This window comes from Pseudomonas sp. MPB23 (assembly GCF_046605395.1).
GTDB lineage: Bacteria > Pseudomonadota > Gammaproteobacteria > Pseudomonadales > Pseudomonadaceae > Aquipseudomonas.
Window position 1 is genome coordinate 6,298,012 of record NZ_CP176771.1, and the last position, 15,696, is coordinate 6,313,707.

Annotated in this window: 17 protein-coding genes; 8 read left to right on the forward strand and 9 right to left on the reverse strand. The window is 62.8% G+C overall.

From position 1 onward, the window contains the following. Position 1: 1 nt before the first annotated feature. The 6 genes from dacB to ACLH0J_RS28665 all read right to left on the reverse strand — a co-directional run bounded on the left by dacB (position 2) and on the right by ACLH0J_RS28665 (position 4,764). A complete protein-coding gene (gene dacB, locus ACLH0J_RS28640) occupies positions 2 to 1,459 on the reverse strand; it encodes a D-alanyl-D-alanine carboxypeptidase/D-alanyl-D-alanine-endopeptidase (protein ID WP_411390065.1) in 1,458 nt (485 codons plus the stop codon). 155 nt (positions 1,460 to 1,614) lie between these two features. Then, positions 1,615 to 2,550 (reverse strand): glutathione S-transferase family protein, encoded by a 936-nt coding sequence (locus ACLH0J_RS28645; protein ID WP_411390066.1) that lies wholly within the window; start codon positions 2,548 to 2,550, stop codon positions 1,615 to 1,617. A gap of 75 nt (positions 2,551 to 2,625) precedes the next feature. After that, a complete protein-coding gene (locus ACLH0J_RS28650; protein ID WP_411390067.1) occupies positions 2,626 to 2,901 on the reverse strand; it encodes a GIY-YIG nuclease family protein in 276 nt (91 codons plus the stop codon). 37 nt (positions 2,902 to 2,938) lie between these two features. Next, complete coding sequence (locus ACLH0J_RS28655; RefSeq protein ID WP_411390068.1) at positions 2,939 to 3,409, reverse strand: nuclear transport factor 2 family protein; 471 nt, start codon at positions 3,407 to 3,409, stop codon at positions 2,939 to 2,941. Positions 3,410 to 3,506: 97 nt separating this feature from the next. Continuing rightward, positions 3,507 to 4,142: a response regulator gene (locus ACLH0J_RS28660; RefSeq protein WP_411390069.1), complete on the reverse strand. Its 636-nt coding sequence runs from the start codon at positions 4,140 to 4,142 to the stop codon at positions 3,507 to 3,509. Positions 4,143 to 4,338: 196 nt separating this feature from the next. Further along, positions 4,339 to 4,764, reverse strand: coding sequence for an Hpt domain-containing protein (locus ACLH0J_RS28665; RefSeq protein WP_411390070.1), 426 nt, complete (start codon positions 4,762 to 4,764; stop codon positions 4,339 to 4,341). Positions 4,765 to 5,168: 404 nt separating this feature from the next. Here ACLH0J_RS28665 and ACLH0J_RS28670 point away from each other — a divergent pair, with 404 nt between their 5' ends. From ACLH0J_RS28670 to ACLH0J_RS28705, 8 genes are all read left to right on the forward strand, one after another. Beyond that, positions 5,169 to 5,786, forward strand: coding sequence for a DUF1120 domain-containing protein (locus ACLH0J_RS28670; protein WP_411390071.1), 618 nt, complete (start codon positions 5,169 to 5,171; stop codon positions 5,784 to 5,786). A 37-nt stretch (positions 5,787 to 5,823) separates the two neighbouring features. Further along, a complete protein-coding gene (locus tag ACLH0J_RS28675) occupies positions 5,824 to 6,438 on the forward strand; it encodes a DUF1120 domain-containing protein (protein ID WP_411390072.1) in 615 nt (204 codons plus the stop codon). A gap of 30 nt (positions 6,439 to 6,468) precedes the next feature. Further along, on the forward strand, positions 6,469 to 7,089 hold the full coding sequence (locus tag ACLH0J_RS28680) for a DUF1120 domain-containing protein (RefSeq protein WP_411390073.1): 621 nt from the start codon (positions 6,469 to 6,471) through the stop codon (positions 7,087 to 7,089). 71 nt (positions 7,090 to 7,160) lie between these two features. Beyond that, positions 7,161 to 7,784, forward strand: coding sequence for a DUF1120 domain-containing protein (locus tag ACLH0J_RS28685; RefSeq protein WP_411390074.1), 624 nt, complete (start codon positions 7,161 to 7,163; stop codon positions 7,782 to 7,784). A 29-nt stretch (positions 7,785 to 7,813) separates the two neighbouring features. Then, on the forward strand, positions 7,814 to 8,512 hold the full coding sequence (locus ACLH0J_RS28690) for a fimbria/pilus chaperone family protein (protein ID WP_411390075.1): 699 nt from the start codon (positions 7,814 to 7,816) through the stop codon (positions 8,510 to 8,512). An 88-nt stretch (positions 8,513 to 8,600) separates the two neighbouring features. Beyond that, positions 8,601 to 11,039: a fimbria/pilus outer membrane usher protein gene (locus ACLH0J_RS28695; RefSeq protein WP_411390076.1), complete on the forward strand. Its 2,439-nt coding sequence runs from the start codon at positions 8,601 to 8,603 to the stop codon at positions 11,037 to 11,039. A gap of 3 nt (positions 11,040 to 11,042) precedes the next feature. Beyond that, complete coding sequence (locus ACLH0J_RS28700; protein WP_411390077.1) at positions 11,043 to 12,188, forward strand: DUF1120 domain-containing protein; 1,146 nt, start codon at positions 11,043 to 11,045, stop codon at positions 12,186 to 12,188. 16 nt (positions 12,189 to 12,204) lie between these two features. Further along, positions 12,205 to 12,855, forward strand: coding sequence for a DUF1120 domain-containing protein (locus tag ACLH0J_RS28705; protein ID WP_411390078.1), 651 nt, complete (start codon positions 12,205 to 12,207; stop codon positions 12,853 to 12,855). Here ACLH0J_RS28705 and ACLH0J_RS28710 read toward each other — a convergent pair. The 3 genes from ACLH0J_RS28710 to ACLH0J_RS28720 form a co-directional block, all read right to left on the reverse strand. After that, on the reverse strand, positions 12,852 to 14,117 hold the full coding sequence (locus tag ACLH0J_RS28710; RefSeq protein ID WP_411390079.1) for a CynX/NimT family MFS transporter: 1,266 nt from the start codon (positions 14,115 to 14,117) through the stop codon (positions 12,852 to 12,854). The two genes, ACLH0J_RS28705 and ACLH0J_RS28710, sit on opposite strands and share 4 nt — an antisense overlap. Further along, positions 14,107 to 14,766 (reverse strand): FadR/GntR family transcriptional regulator, encoded by a 660-nt coding sequence (locus ACLH0J_RS28715; RefSeq protein ID WP_411390080.1) that lies wholly within the window; start codon positions 14,764 to 14,766, stop codon positions 14,107 to 14,109. Before ACLH0J_RS28715 ends, ACLH0J_RS28710 begins: the two co-directional genes overlap by 11 nt. Positions 14,767 to 14,929: 163 nt before the next feature. Next, positions 14,930 to 15,694: an amino acid ABC transporter ATP-binding protein gene (locus tag ACLH0J_RS28720; RefSeq protein WP_003171943.1), complete on the reverse strand. Its 765-nt coding sequence runs from the start codon at positions 15,692 to 15,694 to the stop codon at positions 14,930 to 14,932. Positions 15,695 to 15,696 lie beyond the last annotated feature (2 nt).

The following is a 15,696-nucleotide window of genomic DNA, read 5'->3' on the forward strand; positions in this document are numbered from 1 at the left end:
GCTAGTCGTGCCATTGGGTCAGGGCCAGCGCCATGCGGTTCTCCAGGGCGCGGATGGGCGCAGCGTCGCTGACGTAATGATTGCTGATCATCGAAAAGACCAGGCGCCGACCATCGCCATCGGTGAGGTAGCCGCTCAACGATGACACTCCGGCCATGGAACCGGTCTTGGCGTGCAGGTTGTTCTCAGCCGCAGTCCCGCGCAGCCGGTAGCGCAGGCTGCCGCCGGTCATTCGGTCACTGTTTCCGGCAATCGGCAAGGCGTTGTACCAGACCTCGAACCAGGGTTGTCTGGCCGTGGCCAACAACAGGTCGGTGAGGTTCTGCGACGACACCAGGTTACGCCGCGACAGGCCCGAACCGTCCACCTGGCTCAGCGTCGCCGGGTCCAGGCCCTGGCGCCGCATAAAGCCCGCCACCGCGGCCACGCCCGCTTCTGCCGTGCCGGCATTCGCCGTCTTGCGCCCCATGGCCTTGAGCAAGGCTTCGGACATGTTGTTGTTCGAGAGCTTGAGCAGCGGCGTGATCAGTTCCTGCAACGGCGCCGATTGATGCTCGGCCACTACCGTGGCAGTCGCAGGCGTTGCCGCCCCCATGATTCGCCGACCAAGCACGGTGATGCCCTGCTGCGCCAGCGCTTGCTCAAACAGATTGGCCACCAGTTGCGTCGGCTCCCACACACTCACCCACTGTCGGCTGCGTTTGCCCGGCGCCAACGCGCCCGTCAGTTGCAACAGGTTGGTGCCGTGCTGGCGGGTGATCGCGTAGTTGTTGGCGGGACCGCTGACGGCGCGGTTATTCAGTTGCACGTAGTGGGTGGCCGGACTCACCACCACATTCACCGGCTGACCGATCGTCACCGGCGCCTGGGCGGTGACCAGTAAAGTGCCTGCATCAAAATCGGAATTGGGCGACACGGTCAGCGCCGAAATCTGCGCGCCGTAGTAGGTGCTTTCGTCATCCTGGGCCCAGTCCACACCGAGGCGTTCGGCGTCGAACCAGGTGTCGTCGAACACCAGGTCGCCCTGCACCTGGCGTACGCCCTGGCTCGCCAATTGGGCGGCCAAGGCCTGGTAGTCGGCGAACTGCGTCGTGGGGTCGCCCAGGCCGCGCAGGTAGAGATTGCCGCTCAGGCGCTCGCCTTGGCGTGTGCCGTTGCTCAGCAGTTGTGTGGAAAACCGATACTGCGGCCCCAACACATCCATCGCTGCGGCGGTGGTCAACAATTTGAGGTTGGAAGCCGGAATCAAACGGGTGCGGGGGTTGTGTTGATAGAGGGTGCTGCCGCTGCGGGCGTCGCGCACCATCAGCGAAACCGTGGCGCCGTTCAAGGCTGGGTCGGCCATCAGGCGGTCGAGGGTGGCCGGGGTGGACATCGATGAAACGCTGGCGCAGCCGCCGAGCAAAAAGCCTAGACCGAGCAGCAACGTGCCGGTGTGTAACCATTTTCCAACGTGCATCGGCATTGTGTTCCGCAAAACCATTAATGGCGGCAACGCTACCATTGTCGGGGCGAGCTTGCTTGCGAAGCCGTCAACGGTAGCGCGTTGGTGCAGGAAGTCCGCGTGAGCGTTGAGGTTTTTCGCGAGCAAGCTCGCGCCTACAGGGGAGAGGATTATTGCGCTTGAAGGCGGAACCCCATGCGGGGGAAATGCACATGCACCGTGCCGGCACGTTCGTCGGTACGGCGCAGGATCAGTTCTTCGCGCCCGACAAACAGCAGTTCACCGGCCACGGCGTCGGTGCCGTAGTCAGTGGCCGCAATGCTGACCTGCTGACCGGCCTTGAAGCCGTTCAAGTCCTCGAAGCGTTCCTCCGGCAGCACGGCTGGGGTCGCGTTACGCGCTACGTCCAGGGCCTGCTCGGCGCTCATCTGGGTAGCCGTGCCATGGCCGAAACTCAGCACCCGTTCCAGCCAGGTGGCGACGGCGGGATAGGCGTCCACCAGGGGCGCGGTCACGGACGAGCCTTTGAGGAACCACAACGGATGGGCCAGGGCAAAGTCAGCAATCGACGGCTCACCGAAGAGGAAATCCCCCTGCTGGTGCTGCAGTTGCTGATTGATACGGCCGACGATCGCCGGCCATTGGTGCAGGGCTTGGTCCAATTGCACACGGGCTGCCGTGCCGCCGCTGAACAGTTGGCTACGGTCGGCCACCAGGACCTGGAGCATTTGCGCCGGCACCTTGGCGAATTTGACCGCCAGGGATTCGGGCTGGAACACCAGGGCGACGGCCTGGGAAAACACCACCGAATCCGCCCAGGCGGCGAAGCCCTGGGCGACCAGCTCAAGGCCCTGGGGAAACAGCGCCGGGCCGGCTTTTTCCTGCTCAAGATGTCGGGCGATCAAGGCGGTGTCGCAGTAGATATCGGCGCCCACTTGCAGCACCGGGGTCTTGCGATAGCCGCCGGTCAGGGCGGTCAGGTCTGGCTTGGGCATGACCGGCGGGATGTGCACCGAATGCCAGGACAAGCCCTTGAAGCCCAACATCAGACGGGCTTTTTCAGCGAACGGGGACTGCGGGTAGTGGTGGAGGATCAACTCGGACATGCCAGGCTCCGCTGGAGAAGTGAACCCCTAGCTTAGCCTGCAACACCGCGCGCGGGGGCGATGGCAGCCTATCAGTCAAATCAATGAGCCACTGGCCGCCAGGCATTCCTTGGCGCTCTTCTTCAACTTTTTGATCAGTCGTTCCTGGCGCAGCGCATCGCCCTTGCTCGCACACTGTTCGGTGTACACCAGCGCCACCGCCGGGCTGGAGAGGAAAAACCGCGCGCCCTTGCCGCTCTGGTGAGAGGCAAAACGGCGCAGCGGGTCATTGCTGATTCCGCAATACAACGCGCCATTGGCGGCGCGTACCAGGTAGACGAACCAGGGTTTGGGTTCGGAAAGCTCAGTCACGTGTCGAGTTCTGCAGACCGGGGAAGCGCCAAGCTTATCAACGACCGCCCTGAAATGCCCTCAGGCCTTTGAGCGCCTGGGCACGCACGGCGTTTTTCAGGGCCGGCGACCAACCCAGCACCAGGCCCTTGAAGCCCAAGGCCTGGCGGGACCAGCGCCACAGGTCGAAATGGTCGTGGTGCTCGCAAATCTTGCCATCGCGAAACACGAACCGCGCGCCGATATCGTTGACCACGGTATTGCCGGTGGCGCTGAACAGATAGGTCGCCACCCAATGCGCGCTGCCGGTGGTGTCGTCGCTGCGCACATGGTCGAAGGTCAGGGAAAAGTCCTTGGCGCGCGTGGTGAGCATGCGCCACATATCGCCGGCGTCGCGGCCGCGCAGTTCGCCGAAGGCCGGGTCGCTGAACAGCACATCCTCGGTGTAGCAGGCCGCCATGGCCTCGGCATCCAGCCGCTGGAAAGCGCTGTAGAACTCGGTGATCAGGGCGTTGTGGGCGTCGCTCATGGGCAGGTTCCAAACCAGGGGGGTGTGAGCGGATCAAGATAGTCCGGGCACCGATAAAACTCTATCGGCATTTACGCCGGCAATGCCCCGCCAAAAGCTATGGCACCATGCCGCAACTGCGCGCATAGGCGAACAGGTCAACGTCGGTGGAAATGCACAGCCGGCTCATGGCCGTGCTTTTCTGTTTGCTGATCGTGGAAATACTGCGGTTGACCCGCGCCGCGATCTGGCTGACGGTCATGCCGCTGGCGAGCATGCGCACCACTTCCCGCTCCTTGCTGGATAACTGCGGCTGTTGCAACTGGTCGCCGGGGCCCGCTTCCACCAACTGGACCCGCAAGGACTCACTGGCAAAGGTCTCACCCTTGATCACCGCGTTGATCGCGATGGGCAGCTCCCTGGCCGAAGCGCTCTTGGCGACGATCGCCCGCGCCCCGTGGGCAAACGAAGCGCGTAGCGTGGCCACGTTGGCAAACATGGTGACCAGGATCACCGGCAGTGCGGGGTACTGACGCCGCAGCAGCCCCAGCAACCCATAACCATCCGCCTGCTGACCGCCAGGCATGGCGAAGTCGGTCACTAGCACGTCACAGGCCACGGTCCCCAACACCCTGAGCAACTCATCGGGACCATCGGCCTCGCCGACCACTTTGCACTTACCGCCCGCCTCAATCACCACCCGCTGTCCGATACGCACAATGGGATGGTCGTCGGCAATAATTACACGAAGCATAAATACCCACGAATGATGGCAAATTGAATTCGCGCAAAAATACCTCTGTCCACGCCGCTCAACAACCACCGGTTGCAGCACGGTCCGCACCGCGCCCAGCATTTGATAGCTGACAACTTCACACCTACAAAACAAAAAGAAATAACCTACATCCAAAACCTCCAATACATAGGAACAACTTCCTACAAACCTTGCTTCATAACTGACTCAAATAGTGGATATACGCCCGCAAGTCACACTGAAAGGCGCGCAGTTGCGGCGTATTCGCCACGACACCCTGGGCTTGCACCCGAGCAATCAGCCACTCGCCACGGCACTCCAGGTCAGCGGCACCTACAAATGCCAGGCTGCCCACCAGTCGATGCAGCCGCTCCACCACCCACGGCGCATCGGCACAGGTTCGCGCCTGATCGAGCAGGGCATGGTCTTCGCGCGCTTCATCCATCAGGCTGACCAGTACCCGGTCCACCACTTCATCGCTGCCGAAAATTTCGATCAGGCTGGTACGTGTCGGCCATGTAATACCCGCCGGACAATAAGCCGGCCCCGCCAACAACGGTGGCGAGGGTGAGGGAGCCAACTTCAGGACAGGTACCCGATTGGAAAATGCCCTTGTCACCATGCTTACCTCATTGCGCTTACATTTATTGTTCAGCCCATGAGTTCATCAACACCCACTTGAGTGGGTAGCACTCACATGACTGTTATAAGTCGCAATGAATATCCTGTTGAGCATGAAAGTGACGATACAACAACTACGAAAAATCCAACTTTCCTACAAATTAGCTCATCAATTCCCACGAGCCCACGCGTAAAAACCTGCCTTCTCGATTGTCGTAAAAGTTGTATTTCCCCCGCCCCACCCGGCAGCTAAATTGCCGTCACCCCGCAAGAGGGAATGGACTCGCTGTTATCGGCGACCCCAATCAAACATAACCAGCCGCCCTGATCACCGTCTTCCCAGAAGGATCGGACGATGCCCTGCGCGCGCCTTTATCAGCCAGCCCTGTAGTGGAATGAATTGAAATGAGCAAGTCCCTGACCCTGTTGAGCACCGTTCTGTTACTCAACATGTTCTCCCCCGTTCACGCCGCCAGCTCGATCGACCTGAGCGTAAAGGGCCTGATTACGCCCAGTGCCTGCGCACCGACACTCACCGGTGGTGGCGTGATCGACCATGGAAAGATCTCGGCCGGCGACCTCAATAAGAACAACCCCACGCCCCTGCCAACTCGTAGCCTGCAGATGAGCGTGAGTTGCGAGGCACAAACCCTCTTCGGCCTCAAGGCTGTGGATAACCGCGCCGCCAGCGGCTCCGGCAGCAAGTTCGGCGTGGGCTTTGTCAACGGCGACAAAAAACTCGGGTGGTATTACCTGTACTTCAACAACCCGATGATGGACGGCGCGCCCGCACGCGCCATCGTGTCCTACGACAACGGCAGCACCTGGCGACCGGAAGATGCACTGGAACCCGGCTTACTGTCCGCCATGAGCGCCCTCTCGGATACCAGCACCCCCATTGCGGCCAGCAACCTGGCCGTGGAACTGGAAGTCGCAAGCGGTATTTACGCCACCGCGGCGATGGACTTGAGGGAGGAAGTTGCGATCGATGGCTCGGCCACGATTGAAGTGAAATACCTCTGACGCCCACCTGATCACTGTGACCAAAGGCCCTTTGCCCATGAACGCTATCGCCTCTCGCCTCATGCTGACACTGTTGCTCGCTCCCCAGGCATTCGCCGCCAGCACCACCGACCTCAGCGTCAGGGGCAGTATCACGCCCAGCGCCTGCGCCCCGCTGATTTCCGGTGGCGGCGTGGTCGACTTTGGAAAAATGTCGGTCAACTCGCTCAATGCCGACCAGCACACCGCGCTGCCCAACCAAAGCATGCAGTTGAGTGTGCGCTGTGAAGCGCCGACGTTCTTCACCCTCAATACCATCGACAACCGCTCCGGCAGTTCGGCCAACCACGATCGTTGGCATGGCCTGGGCATGACGCCCAACGACGAAAAGCTCGGTGGCTCGGCCTTTCACCTTTACAACTCGGTAGCCGACGGCGCTGCGGTGCGCGTCATTGTTTCAGACGATGGCGGCGTGAGCTGGGAGCCCGCCAACGAACTCAATCACCTGTGGCTCACAGCCTTCGCACGAATCAATCAACTGGACCCCATCGCCGTCCAGGACTTTGACGCCGAGATCCGCCTGTTTACCCACATCGCCCCGGCCGACAACTTGACCCTGGTGGATGAAGTCCCTGTCGACGGTCACGCCACCGTCCAACTCAAATACCTCTAACCGCCCATTATCGAAAGGAGTTCGTTCGCCATGAAAACCCTGCTCAGTACCCTTGCCGCCAGCGTGATGCTACTCACCAGCGCCGCCACCTTCGCTGCCTCCACCGTAGACCTGGCGGTCAAGGGGTTGATCGTTCCCAGCGCCTGCACCCCCAGCCTGTCCAGCGGCGGGATCATCGATCACGGCAAGATTTCCGCCAAAGACCTGCGCCCGGACAACCCCACCCTCATCGGTACCCACACCATGACGATCGCGGTGATCTGTGACGGCGCGATCCCGTTTGCCTTGAACTCGATCGATAACCGTGCCGACTCGGCATTGATGCGGGAGGTCTTCGGCCTGGGCTTCATCAACGGCACGCAAAAACTGGGCTGGTTTCAGTTGATGCTGCAAAACGCCGTCGCTGACGGTGTGCAAGTGAAAACCATCGCCTCCGGCGACGGTGGCAATACCTGGTATGACGAAAAATGGTGGGACCCAAGCCTGTATATGTCGGTCGCAGCCACCGACGACGGCACCCAGCCGATTCCGGTCAAGGAGCTGGTCGCGCAGATGGTGGTCAGCACCCTGATCGCCCGCACCGACGGCCTGGACCTGAGCAACGAGGTGACCCTGGATGGGTCGGCCACCCTGGAAGTGAAGTACCTGTAACCCCCCGGGAGGCCATGCTCAAGCATGGCCTCCCCGACGGACCGGCCACCTTACTCCAGCCAGTGATCCTCATGAACCTGCAGCCCATTCTATTCGCCGCCCTGCTGTCATCGACCAGCGCCATCCCTGCCTGGGCGGCTTCCATGGTCGATATCACGGTAACCGGCCGGCTCACCCCGGACGCCTGTCATGTCGAATTGTCCGAAGAGGGCGTTGTCGACCACGGCAAGATTCCCTCCCACGTCCTCAATGGCGATGATTTCACCTTACTGCCAGGCCTGGTCCTGGAACTGTCCGTGCAATGCGCCAGGCCCATGCTGTTTGCGCTGGTGGGCATCGATAACCGCGCGGAGTCGGCGTTGAGGCCCGGTGTCTTCGGGCTTGGCAGAAATATCCACGCCCCCGAAGAACGCCTGGGCAGTGTGGCGCTGTCTTATCGAAACCCACTGGGCGATGCGCAGCCCATGCAAGTGCTGATCTCCACCGACAACGGTGAGACCTGGTCCGCGCAGTCCAACGCCGAGCCCAAAGCCTATGCCGGTTTTGCACCGCCGGGTGATCGTCAACCGGACTTCATTCGCCAACTGACCGCCCAACTGCACATCGAAACGGCCATCAACTTTTCGAACTACCTGACCCTGGATCAAGAGGTCCCGCTGGACGGTTCCATTGTCTTGGATCTGCGCTACCTCTGACTTCTCTCATGCTCAATGGAATTCCCGTCATGACGACGTTACTTTTCAATATCGCGGCCCTGACACTCCTGTTCAGCTTGAATGCCCAGGCCGACGGCATGGTCCCCGACACCTCCGTAGTGATCGTTTATGAAAGCGAGGGCGAAGCCAGTGTTTCGGTGACCAACACCGACAGCCAACTGGCCCTGCTGCACGTCACCCTGGAAGACATCCCCGAAGACCCTGTGCCGTTACTGGTGGTCACGCCGCCGTTGTCACGCGTGGAACCGGGCAAATCGCAACTGGTGCGCTTTATTTTGCAGGATCAACAGCCGCTCAAGAGCCAGCGCCTCAAGCGGGTGATATTCGAAGGCATGCCCAAGGGCCGTCCCGCCACCGAAGCCGGGCATGCCCGCGTCGGCGTGACCGTGCGCCAGAACTTGCCGGTGATCATTCATCCCAAGGGGCTGGCGACCAATCGCACGCCGTGGACCGGTTTGACCTGGACCCTGGAAAACAACGCGCTGCAGGTGCGCAATGACACGCCGTATGTGGTGCGCCTGGCCCAGGAACTGCGCCTGCTGCCCGGTGACGGCAGAGCGATGCTGCCGCGCACCTATGTGTTGCCGGGCGAACGCCTGCGCGTACCGACAACCGCCACGGGCGCCAGCCAGGTGCGGCTGCAACCGGCAACCCTGTATGGCTTCGCCGTGGCGGCCTACGACGCCCCTATCACGCCCTCTGAATAAACACACAGGCGCTTGCGCCTCAACGACGAAGTGACGGCTTGACGACCGTTACCAGGACGCACAGCCGTCCAACATTCGAATGCCTTGGGTGAAAACAGTCGTGAAATACCGTGACGGCAACGCCGTGCCCGCCGCTTCATTCCACCGTGCCTGGCCGGCGTGGTTACTCAGTTGTGCCCTGCTCCCTGACACGGCCTGGGCCGAGGCGTTTTCCGGCTTCGACGCCAAGACCCTGAACCAGCGCGGCATTGACCCGCAACTGGCCAGCGTGCTGCTCGACGCCCCACGCTTTACCGCCGGTAAACACGCCGTGAGCCTGCGGGTCAACGGCCAGAACCGTGGGCGCCTGCAAGCGAGTTTCGATTCATCCGGCGCCCTGTGTTTCGACCACGCCTTGCTGGATGCGGCCAACCTGTTGATCCCCGGGGACAGCGGGCACTGCCATGATTTTCTCGGCCAATTCCCGCAAAGCCTGGTTGAACCCGACCCGGCCACCCTCACGGTGTCGCTGGTGGTTCCGACCGAGGCGTTGCGCCCGCTGCGGCAGGATGTCTCGGGGTATCAGGCCGGTGGCGTCGCGGGCTTACTCAACTACGATCTCAGCGGGTTTTACAACCGCTTTGGCGATGATGCCAGCCGCTTTGGCTCGGCCAATACCGAAGTCGGCTTCAACGCCGGCGACTGGATCGTGCGCAGCCGCCAGGTACAGACCTGGCAGGACGGCCTGTCGCGCAGCACACACCTGGAAGCCTACGCCCAGCGCACCTTTGCCCAGCATCAGGCGGTGCTGCAGGCCGGGCAGATCAGCCTTTACAACCCGGTGTTGTCGGGCGCGCAGATCAACGGGGTCCAGGTGTTCACCGAGCAAGCCCTGCAGGACCAGGAGCAAGGCGCGACCATCGAAGGTATCGCCAACAGCCCCGCGCAGGTCGAGGTGCGCCAGAACGGCGCGTTGATCCACTCCACGGTGGTTCCCGCCGGCCCGTTCGCCCTGAACGATGTACGGCGCTTGAACACACGCTCGGACGTCGAAGTCACGGTCAAGGAAAGCACCGGCGACGAGCGACGGTTTACCGTGCCGGCGGCGATGCTCGGCCTGGGGTTGCCGGCAGCCGGTTATTCCGTGGCCGCAGGCCGCGTGCGCAATATCGGCGATGCCAAGGGGGATGACCCTTGGGTGGTCAGTGCCGGCTGGAACGGCGTCCTCCATCCGCAGGTGTCAGTGGGCGGCGGCGTGTTGGCCGCCAGCCAATACCAGGGCGTGGGTGCGAGCCTGGCCTGGTTGCCAGGGCTGGACAGCCAGGTGCAACTGGCCAGCCAGGTGTCCAATGCCCAGGCCCGGGACAAGGCCCAAGGTGTGCAAACCGATCTCTCATGGTCCCAACGCCTGAATGAGCAATGGTCATTCAGTGCCGCCAACTCCTGGCGTACACCGGGCTATCGCGAGCTGGAGGAAGCCACCTACGACGCGCAACCCGACCGTCATCGCCGCTCCCGCTATCGCGATCAGCAAAGCGCCATGCTGGGCTGGTCGCACCCATGGCTCGGGGCGTTCAGCGCCGGAGTATCGCGTTCGAGCAATTTTGACGGCGACAACAGCAGCCGCGCGCTGGCGTCCTGGGGCACCAGTGTCAACGGGGTGTCGTTGTCGGCCAGTGCCGAATGGCAGATGGGCGGGCGCCAGCAGCAGGACAACGCGGTGTACCTGAACCTGAGCCTGCCCCTGGGCGAGAGCCGTCGGGGCCGCGCCTGGGTACGCAATTCGGGCGGAGAACATCGTTCGGGGGTGGGGCTGAACGAGCAGATCGACGATCAACTGAGCTACCGGGTCAGCGCCGAATACGACACCCGCGACCGGCAAGTGGAGACCACCGTGGGCGTCTCCGCACTGCCCCGCTACAGTCAGTTGGACCTGAGCTACAGCCGCAGCGATGCCGAACGTTCGAGTTACCAGGGCGGGGCTCGCGGCGCGGTGGTGGTGCATGACAGCGGTGTGACCTTCTCGCCTTACCCGGTACGCGACACCTTTGCGCTGGTCTCGGTGGGCGACATGAGCGGCATCAAGCTCAGCACCCCCAGCGGCCCGGTCTGGACAGACTGGCAGGGTCAGGCAGTGGTGTCCCAGGTCAACGCCTACGGGCGCAGCCCGGTCGAGGTGCAGACCCGTTCGCTGCCGCGCAATGCCGATATCAACAACGGCCTGGCGATGATCTCCGCCGGGCGCGGCGCGGTGGATCGCGTCGAGTTCGGCGTGGCGCTGACCCGTCGGCTGCTGTTGACGGTACGCACCGACCAGGACCAGCCGCTGCCCCGTGGCGCCATGGTCAGCACCGCCCAGGGTGAGTTCGTCACCCTGGTCCAGGATGGCAGCCAGGTGTTCCTGCCCAATGTGTTGGAACACACCACGCTGTGGGTCAGCACAGCCGACAAACAGCGTTGTGAACTGCGTTTTGAATTGCCGGCCAAGCCCGACCCGACGGTGTATTTCGAAACCGCCCCCGCCCGCTGCCATACCCCTGGAGAATGACCGATGATTGCCCTATTGCTTGCCTGTCGCCCGCACCGGCTGATCGCCGCCGGTGTGCTGCTGGTGGCGTTCAACAGTGCCCTGGGCGCAGACGAGTGCCAATTGAACCTCAGCGAATCGCGGCTGGATTTCGGCTCGATGAACCGCGCCGCCCAGAGCGACAGCGCAGCGCAGCGCCTGCTCGGCGAGCGGCGCCTGAACCTGACGCTCAATTGTCCGCATCCCACCGACCTGAGCCTGTTTTATCGCGCCCTGGCGGCCAGCGCCGAGCGCCTGCAATTCACCGGCCACGGCAGCTACGCCATGCAGGTCAGCGATGGCGTGGTGGATGGCCAGGCGGTCAGCCTGGGCTTGCTGCCCGCCAACGGTCAGCCACCCGTGGCCATCGGCGCTGCGCTGGGCTGGCGACCGGGCCACGGGATTGCACCGGTGCAGAACGGTGTGCTGCTGACCGGCAAGCACTTCTCGCTGCAATTGAGTGTCAGCGCCTGGGCCGATGCCGCCGCCACCCGCGTCAGGGACGCGACCACCTGGGAAGTCACCGGCACCGTCTCCCATCCCCAAAGCGAGCGCGAGTTGACGCTGCAGGCCCACTTCGCCCCCGTGGCCTGCGTGCCGCAGTTGTCCAATGGCGGGCTGGTGGATTACGGCACGCTGCTGGCCAAGGACCTGAGCGCCAGCAATGAAACGCCTCTGCCTACCCGCACCTTGCAGTTTTCCGTGAGCTGCGACGCCGCCACGCCCTTCGCCCTGAAGATGCATGACAACCGCAATGGTTCGGCCACCGGCGGCACCGACGAAACCGCCTACGGCCTGGACCTGGACAACAGCCACAACAAGATTGGCCGCTACTACGTGAACATCGATCCGGCGGAATTCAGCGCCGACGCCCTTGGCACGCTGTATCGCACCGACTCCACCAGTGGCGGGGCGGCCTGGAGCAGTTCCAGCGCCCGACAAATCCCCATTGCCGCCAACAGCCTCATGGGCTTTACCGACCGCGCCGCCAGCACCCTTGGGCCGGTGCCGATCCAGCAACTGTCCGGGACGATACGCGTCAAGGCCTACCTGGCGCCGATGCAGAGCCTGGACTTGCGCAGCGTGGTGCACATCAACGGCTCCGGCACACTCGAAATCATCTACCTGTAACCCTTGGGATCCGCTCATGAAAACGCCCGACATCGCTCTATTTTCCTTACTGCTGCTCAGTGGCACGCCCGGCGCACAGGCCGCCTCGATCGTGGACCTGAGCGTCAAGGGGCGCATCACGCCTCTCGCCTGCACACCGCTGCTGTCCAACAGCGCGGTGATCGACTACGGCAAGATTTCCCAACAAGACCTGAACCTGGACAAAAGCACGCGCCTGCCGCTCAAGCAACTGCAGGTCAGCATCACCTGCAATGACTCGAACCGCTTTGCCTTGCGCATGCACGACAACCGGGAAGGCTCGGCCATGGTCAACAGCGAGATTTACTATGGCCTGGGGTTCGACCACAGCGGTAATCGCCTGGGCCTGTACTCCATGGCCTTCGACCCTCGGCAGACCAAAGTCAACAGCACCACGCAGGCATATGGCACCGAATCCACCACCGGCGGCCTGGCCTGGCGCACCGCCAACCTCAATCCGATCAACATCGGCGCCAACAGCTACCTGGGGTTCACCGACACCGCCGGCAGCACCGCCGGCCCCTCGGCGATCCGCGAACTGATCAGTACCGTGCAGGTCGAGACCGTGATCAACGCCAGGCAAAACCTCGACCTGAACCGCGATACCCCGCTCGACGGCCTCGCCACGCTGGAGGTGGTGTATCTCTAGACTTTCTCGCTGCTGACCTGCACATACAGCGTGCGCCCAGCGCCCAGCCCGGCGCTGATCGCGCCCAGGCCGATCAGCGCGAAAATCCAGCCGATGGCCGACCAGCCGCCGGTCCAGTCGTGCACCAGGCCCACCGCGAACGGGCCAAGGGACGCCAGGGTGTAACCGATGCCCTGGGCCATGCTCGACAGGTTGGCCGCCACGTGTGAGTCGCGCGAGCGCAGCACGATCAGGGTCAGCGCCAGGCTGAAGGCGCCGCCCTGCCCCAGGCCGAGCACGATGGCCCAACCCCACAGGCCATCGAGCGGTGCATACAGGCAACCGAACAGGCCGCCGAGGGTCAGCAGCATCACCACCACAATGGCCAGGCGCTGGTCCTTGCCCCGGGTAGCCAGCCACGGCGCGGCCAGGGAGCTGAACAACTGCACGATGATCGAGCCGGACAGCGCCAACCCCGCCTCAGTGGCACTCAGGCCCCGGCCGATAAGGATCGACGGCAGCCAGCCGAACACGATGTACGCCAGGGACGATTGCAGGCCCATGTACAACGTCACCTGCCAGGCCAGCGGGTCACGCAGCAGACCCTTCACCCGATACGCCACTTGGTGGGCGCCGTGTTTCTCGCCGACCTGGGGCCACCAGAACAGCGCCGCCACCAGTGCCGGCAGCATCCAGAAACCGAGGCCGATGGGCCAGCTATCGCCGAAAGCATGACTCAGCGGCACCGTGGAACCCGCCGCCAGCGCCGCGCCCAGGCACAGGGCCATGGTGTAGACCCCGGTCATGGCACCGGCCTGCTTGGCGAAATCACGCTTGACGATGCCCGGCAACAGCACGCCGATGATGCCAATGCTCGCGCCGGCGATCAGGCTGCCGACGAACAACCCCACTTCGCCCAGCGAACTGCGCAGGACGATGCCGGCGGCCAGGGTCAGCAAAATCCCCAGCACCACGCGCTCGGCGCCAAAACGTCGGGCCAGGATCGGCGCCGTAGGGGCAAACAGGCCCAGGCACAACACCGGCAAGGTGGTCAGCAAACCAGCCTTGGCCGCCGACAGGCCGAGGCTGCTCGACACAGCGGCCAGCAACGGCGACAGACTCGACAGCGCCGGGCGCAGGTTCAGCGCCACCAGCACCAGCCCCAGCAGCAACAGCCACGGACGACGCACCTGCGGGTGCGCCTGTTGCACCGTGTCGTCGTCGGCTTCGGCGTCGATCAACAGCTCTTCGAGCTCGGTCATGCGTTGGGTTTCAGGGTTCATGGATCAACTGCCGGCAGAGGGATTTGGCGCGTTCAGGGTCTTGCTGTGCCACGGCGTCGAGCAGGTCGATATGCAGATCGAACACCGACTGGCGACGCGGCGAAATGTTCAATGTCTGGCGCAACTGCGCGCCGACGATGGCGGAGAAATACTGGTACAGCTCACTCAACGCCGGGTTGTGCGCCGCGTCCACCAGGCGCTTGTGAAACACCAGGTCGGCGCTGATATAGGCCTCCAGCTCCCCGTGGTACAGCGCGGCACTGGCGTTGAGCGCCTGCTGCAACACTTCAAGGTCGGCTTCGGTACGGCGCAACGCGGCCAGGCCGACCGCTTCCACTTCCAGAATCTGCCGGGTTTCCTGGGCCTGCTCGAGGGTGCAGTGGGACAGCGCACGCATCGCCCCCAGCGGATCGGTCATCGAACGCAGATAACTGCCATCGCCCTGGCGGATCTCGATCAAGCCGGAGAACGCCAACACGCGCATGGCCTCGCGCACGGTATTGCGGCTGATCCCCAGCTCGGCGGACAACTCAGGCTCGGTGGGCAGGCGCTCGCCGATGGCCCATTTGCCCTGGGTAATGCGCTGGCGCAACTGCTCCAGGGCCTGGTCGACCAGGGAGCGTTTGATCAAGGGGGCGATGTCGGTCATGGGTTATGTGCTTTCGTCCAATCATAGGATGAATTTTCCTACAGCCTATTCGGACTTGCCTACAAAGGCAACGCACGAGGGTTTTCAGGCAACAAGCTGACAACCTGAATAGCCGCCAAAAATAAACCCGGCACCAGGCCGGGTTTATTTTGTCAGCCATCGATCAATGCAGAATCTGGCTCAGGAACAACTTGGTCCGGTCATTCTGCGGGTTGTCGAAGAAGTCATTCGGCGCCGCCTGTTCGACGATCTCGCCCTTGTCCATGAAGATCACGCGGTTGGCCACGGTACGGGCAAAGCCCATTTCGTGGGTCACGCACAACATGGTCATGCCGTCTTCGGCCAGGCCGATCATGGTGTCCAGCACTTCTTTCACCATTTCCGGGTCGAGGGCCGAGGTCGGTTCGTCGAACAGCATGATTTTCGGTTTCATGCACAGCGCGCGGGCAATCGCCACACGCTGTTGCTGGCCGCCGGACAGTTGCCCCGGAAACTTGTGGGCCTGCTCAGGAATGCGCACGCGCTCAAGATAGTGCATGGCGATTTCCTCGGCCTTGCGCTTGGGCATCTTGCGCACCCACATCGGTGCCAGCGTGCAGTTCTGCAGGATGGTCAGGTGCGGGAACAGGTTGAAGTGCTGGAACACCATGCCGACTTCGCGGCGGATCGCTTCGATCTGCTTGAGGTCGTTGGTCAGCTCCACGCCGTCGACCACGATGCGGCCCTGCTGGTGTTCTTCCAGGCGGTTGAGGCAGCGAATGGTGGTGGACTTGCCCGAACCCGACGGGCCGCACAGCACGATACGCTCGCCCTGCTTGACGTTGAGGTTGATGTCTTTCAACACGTGGAACTGGCCGTACCACTTGTTCACGCCCTGCATCTGGATAATGCCTTCAGGGCTCACAGGCTGTTTGATCGCTTCGCTCATAA

Coding starts and splice junctions, on each gene's coding strand:
- dacB (WP_411390065.1), bottom strand. CDS start 1,459: ATGCACGTTGGAAAATGGTTACACACCGGCACGTTGCTGCTCGGTCTA.
- ACLH0J_RS28645 (WP_411390066.1), bottom strand. CDS start 2,550: ATGTCCGAGTTGATCCTCCACCACTACCCGCAGTCCCCGTTCGCTGAA.
- ACLH0J_RS28655 (WP_411390068.1), bottom strand. CDS start 3,409: ATGAGCGACGCCCACAACGCCCTGATCACCGAGTTCTACAGCGCTTTC.
- ACLH0J_RS28660 (WP_411390069.1), bottom strand. CDS start 4,142: ATGCTTCGTGTAATTATTGCCGACGACCATCCCATTGTGCGTATCGGA.
- ACLH0J_RS28665 (WP_411390070.1), bottom strand. CDS start 4,764: ATGGTGACAAGGGCATTTTCCAATCGGGTACCTGTCCTGAAGTTGGCT.
- ACLH0J_RS28670 (WP_411390071.1), top strand. CDS start 5,169: ATGAGCAAGTCCCTGACCCTGTTGAGCACCGTTCTGTTACTCAACATG.
- ACLH0J_RS28675 (WP_411390072.1), top strand. CDS start 5,824: ATGAACGCTATCGCCTCTCGCCTCATGCTGACACTGTTGCTCGCTCCC.
- ACLH0J_RS28680 (WP_411390073.1), top strand. CDS start 6,469: ATGAAAACCCTGCTCAGTACCCTTGCCGCCAGCGTGATGCTACTCACC.
- ACLH0J_RS28685 (WP_411390074.1), top strand. CDS start 7,161: ATGAACCTGCAGCCCATTCTATTCGCCGCCCTGCTGTCATCGACCAGC.
- ACLH0J_RS28690 (WP_411390075.1), top strand. CDS start 7,814: ATGACGACGTTACTTTTCAATATCGCGGCCCTGACACTCCTGTTCAGC.
- ACLH0J_RS28700 (WP_411390077.1), top strand. CDS start 11,043: ATGATTGCCCTATTGCTTGCCTGTCGCCCGCACCGGCTGATCGCCGCC.
- ACLH0J_RS28705 (WP_411390078.1), top strand. CDS start 12,205: ATGAAAACGCCCGACATCGCTCTATTTTCCTTACTGCTGCTCAGTGGC.
- ACLH0J_RS28710 (WP_411390079.1), bottom strand. CDS start 14,117: ATGAACCCTGAAACCCAACGCATGACCGAGCTCGAAGAGCTGTTGATC.
- ACLH0J_RS28715 (WP_411390080.1), bottom strand. CDS start 14,766: ATGACCGACATCGCCCCCTTGATCAAACGCTCCCTGGTCGACCAGGCC.
- ACLH0J_RS28720 (WP_003171943.1), bottom strand. CDS start 15,694: ATGAGCGAAGCGATCAAACAGCCTGTGAGCCCTGAAGGCATTATCCAG.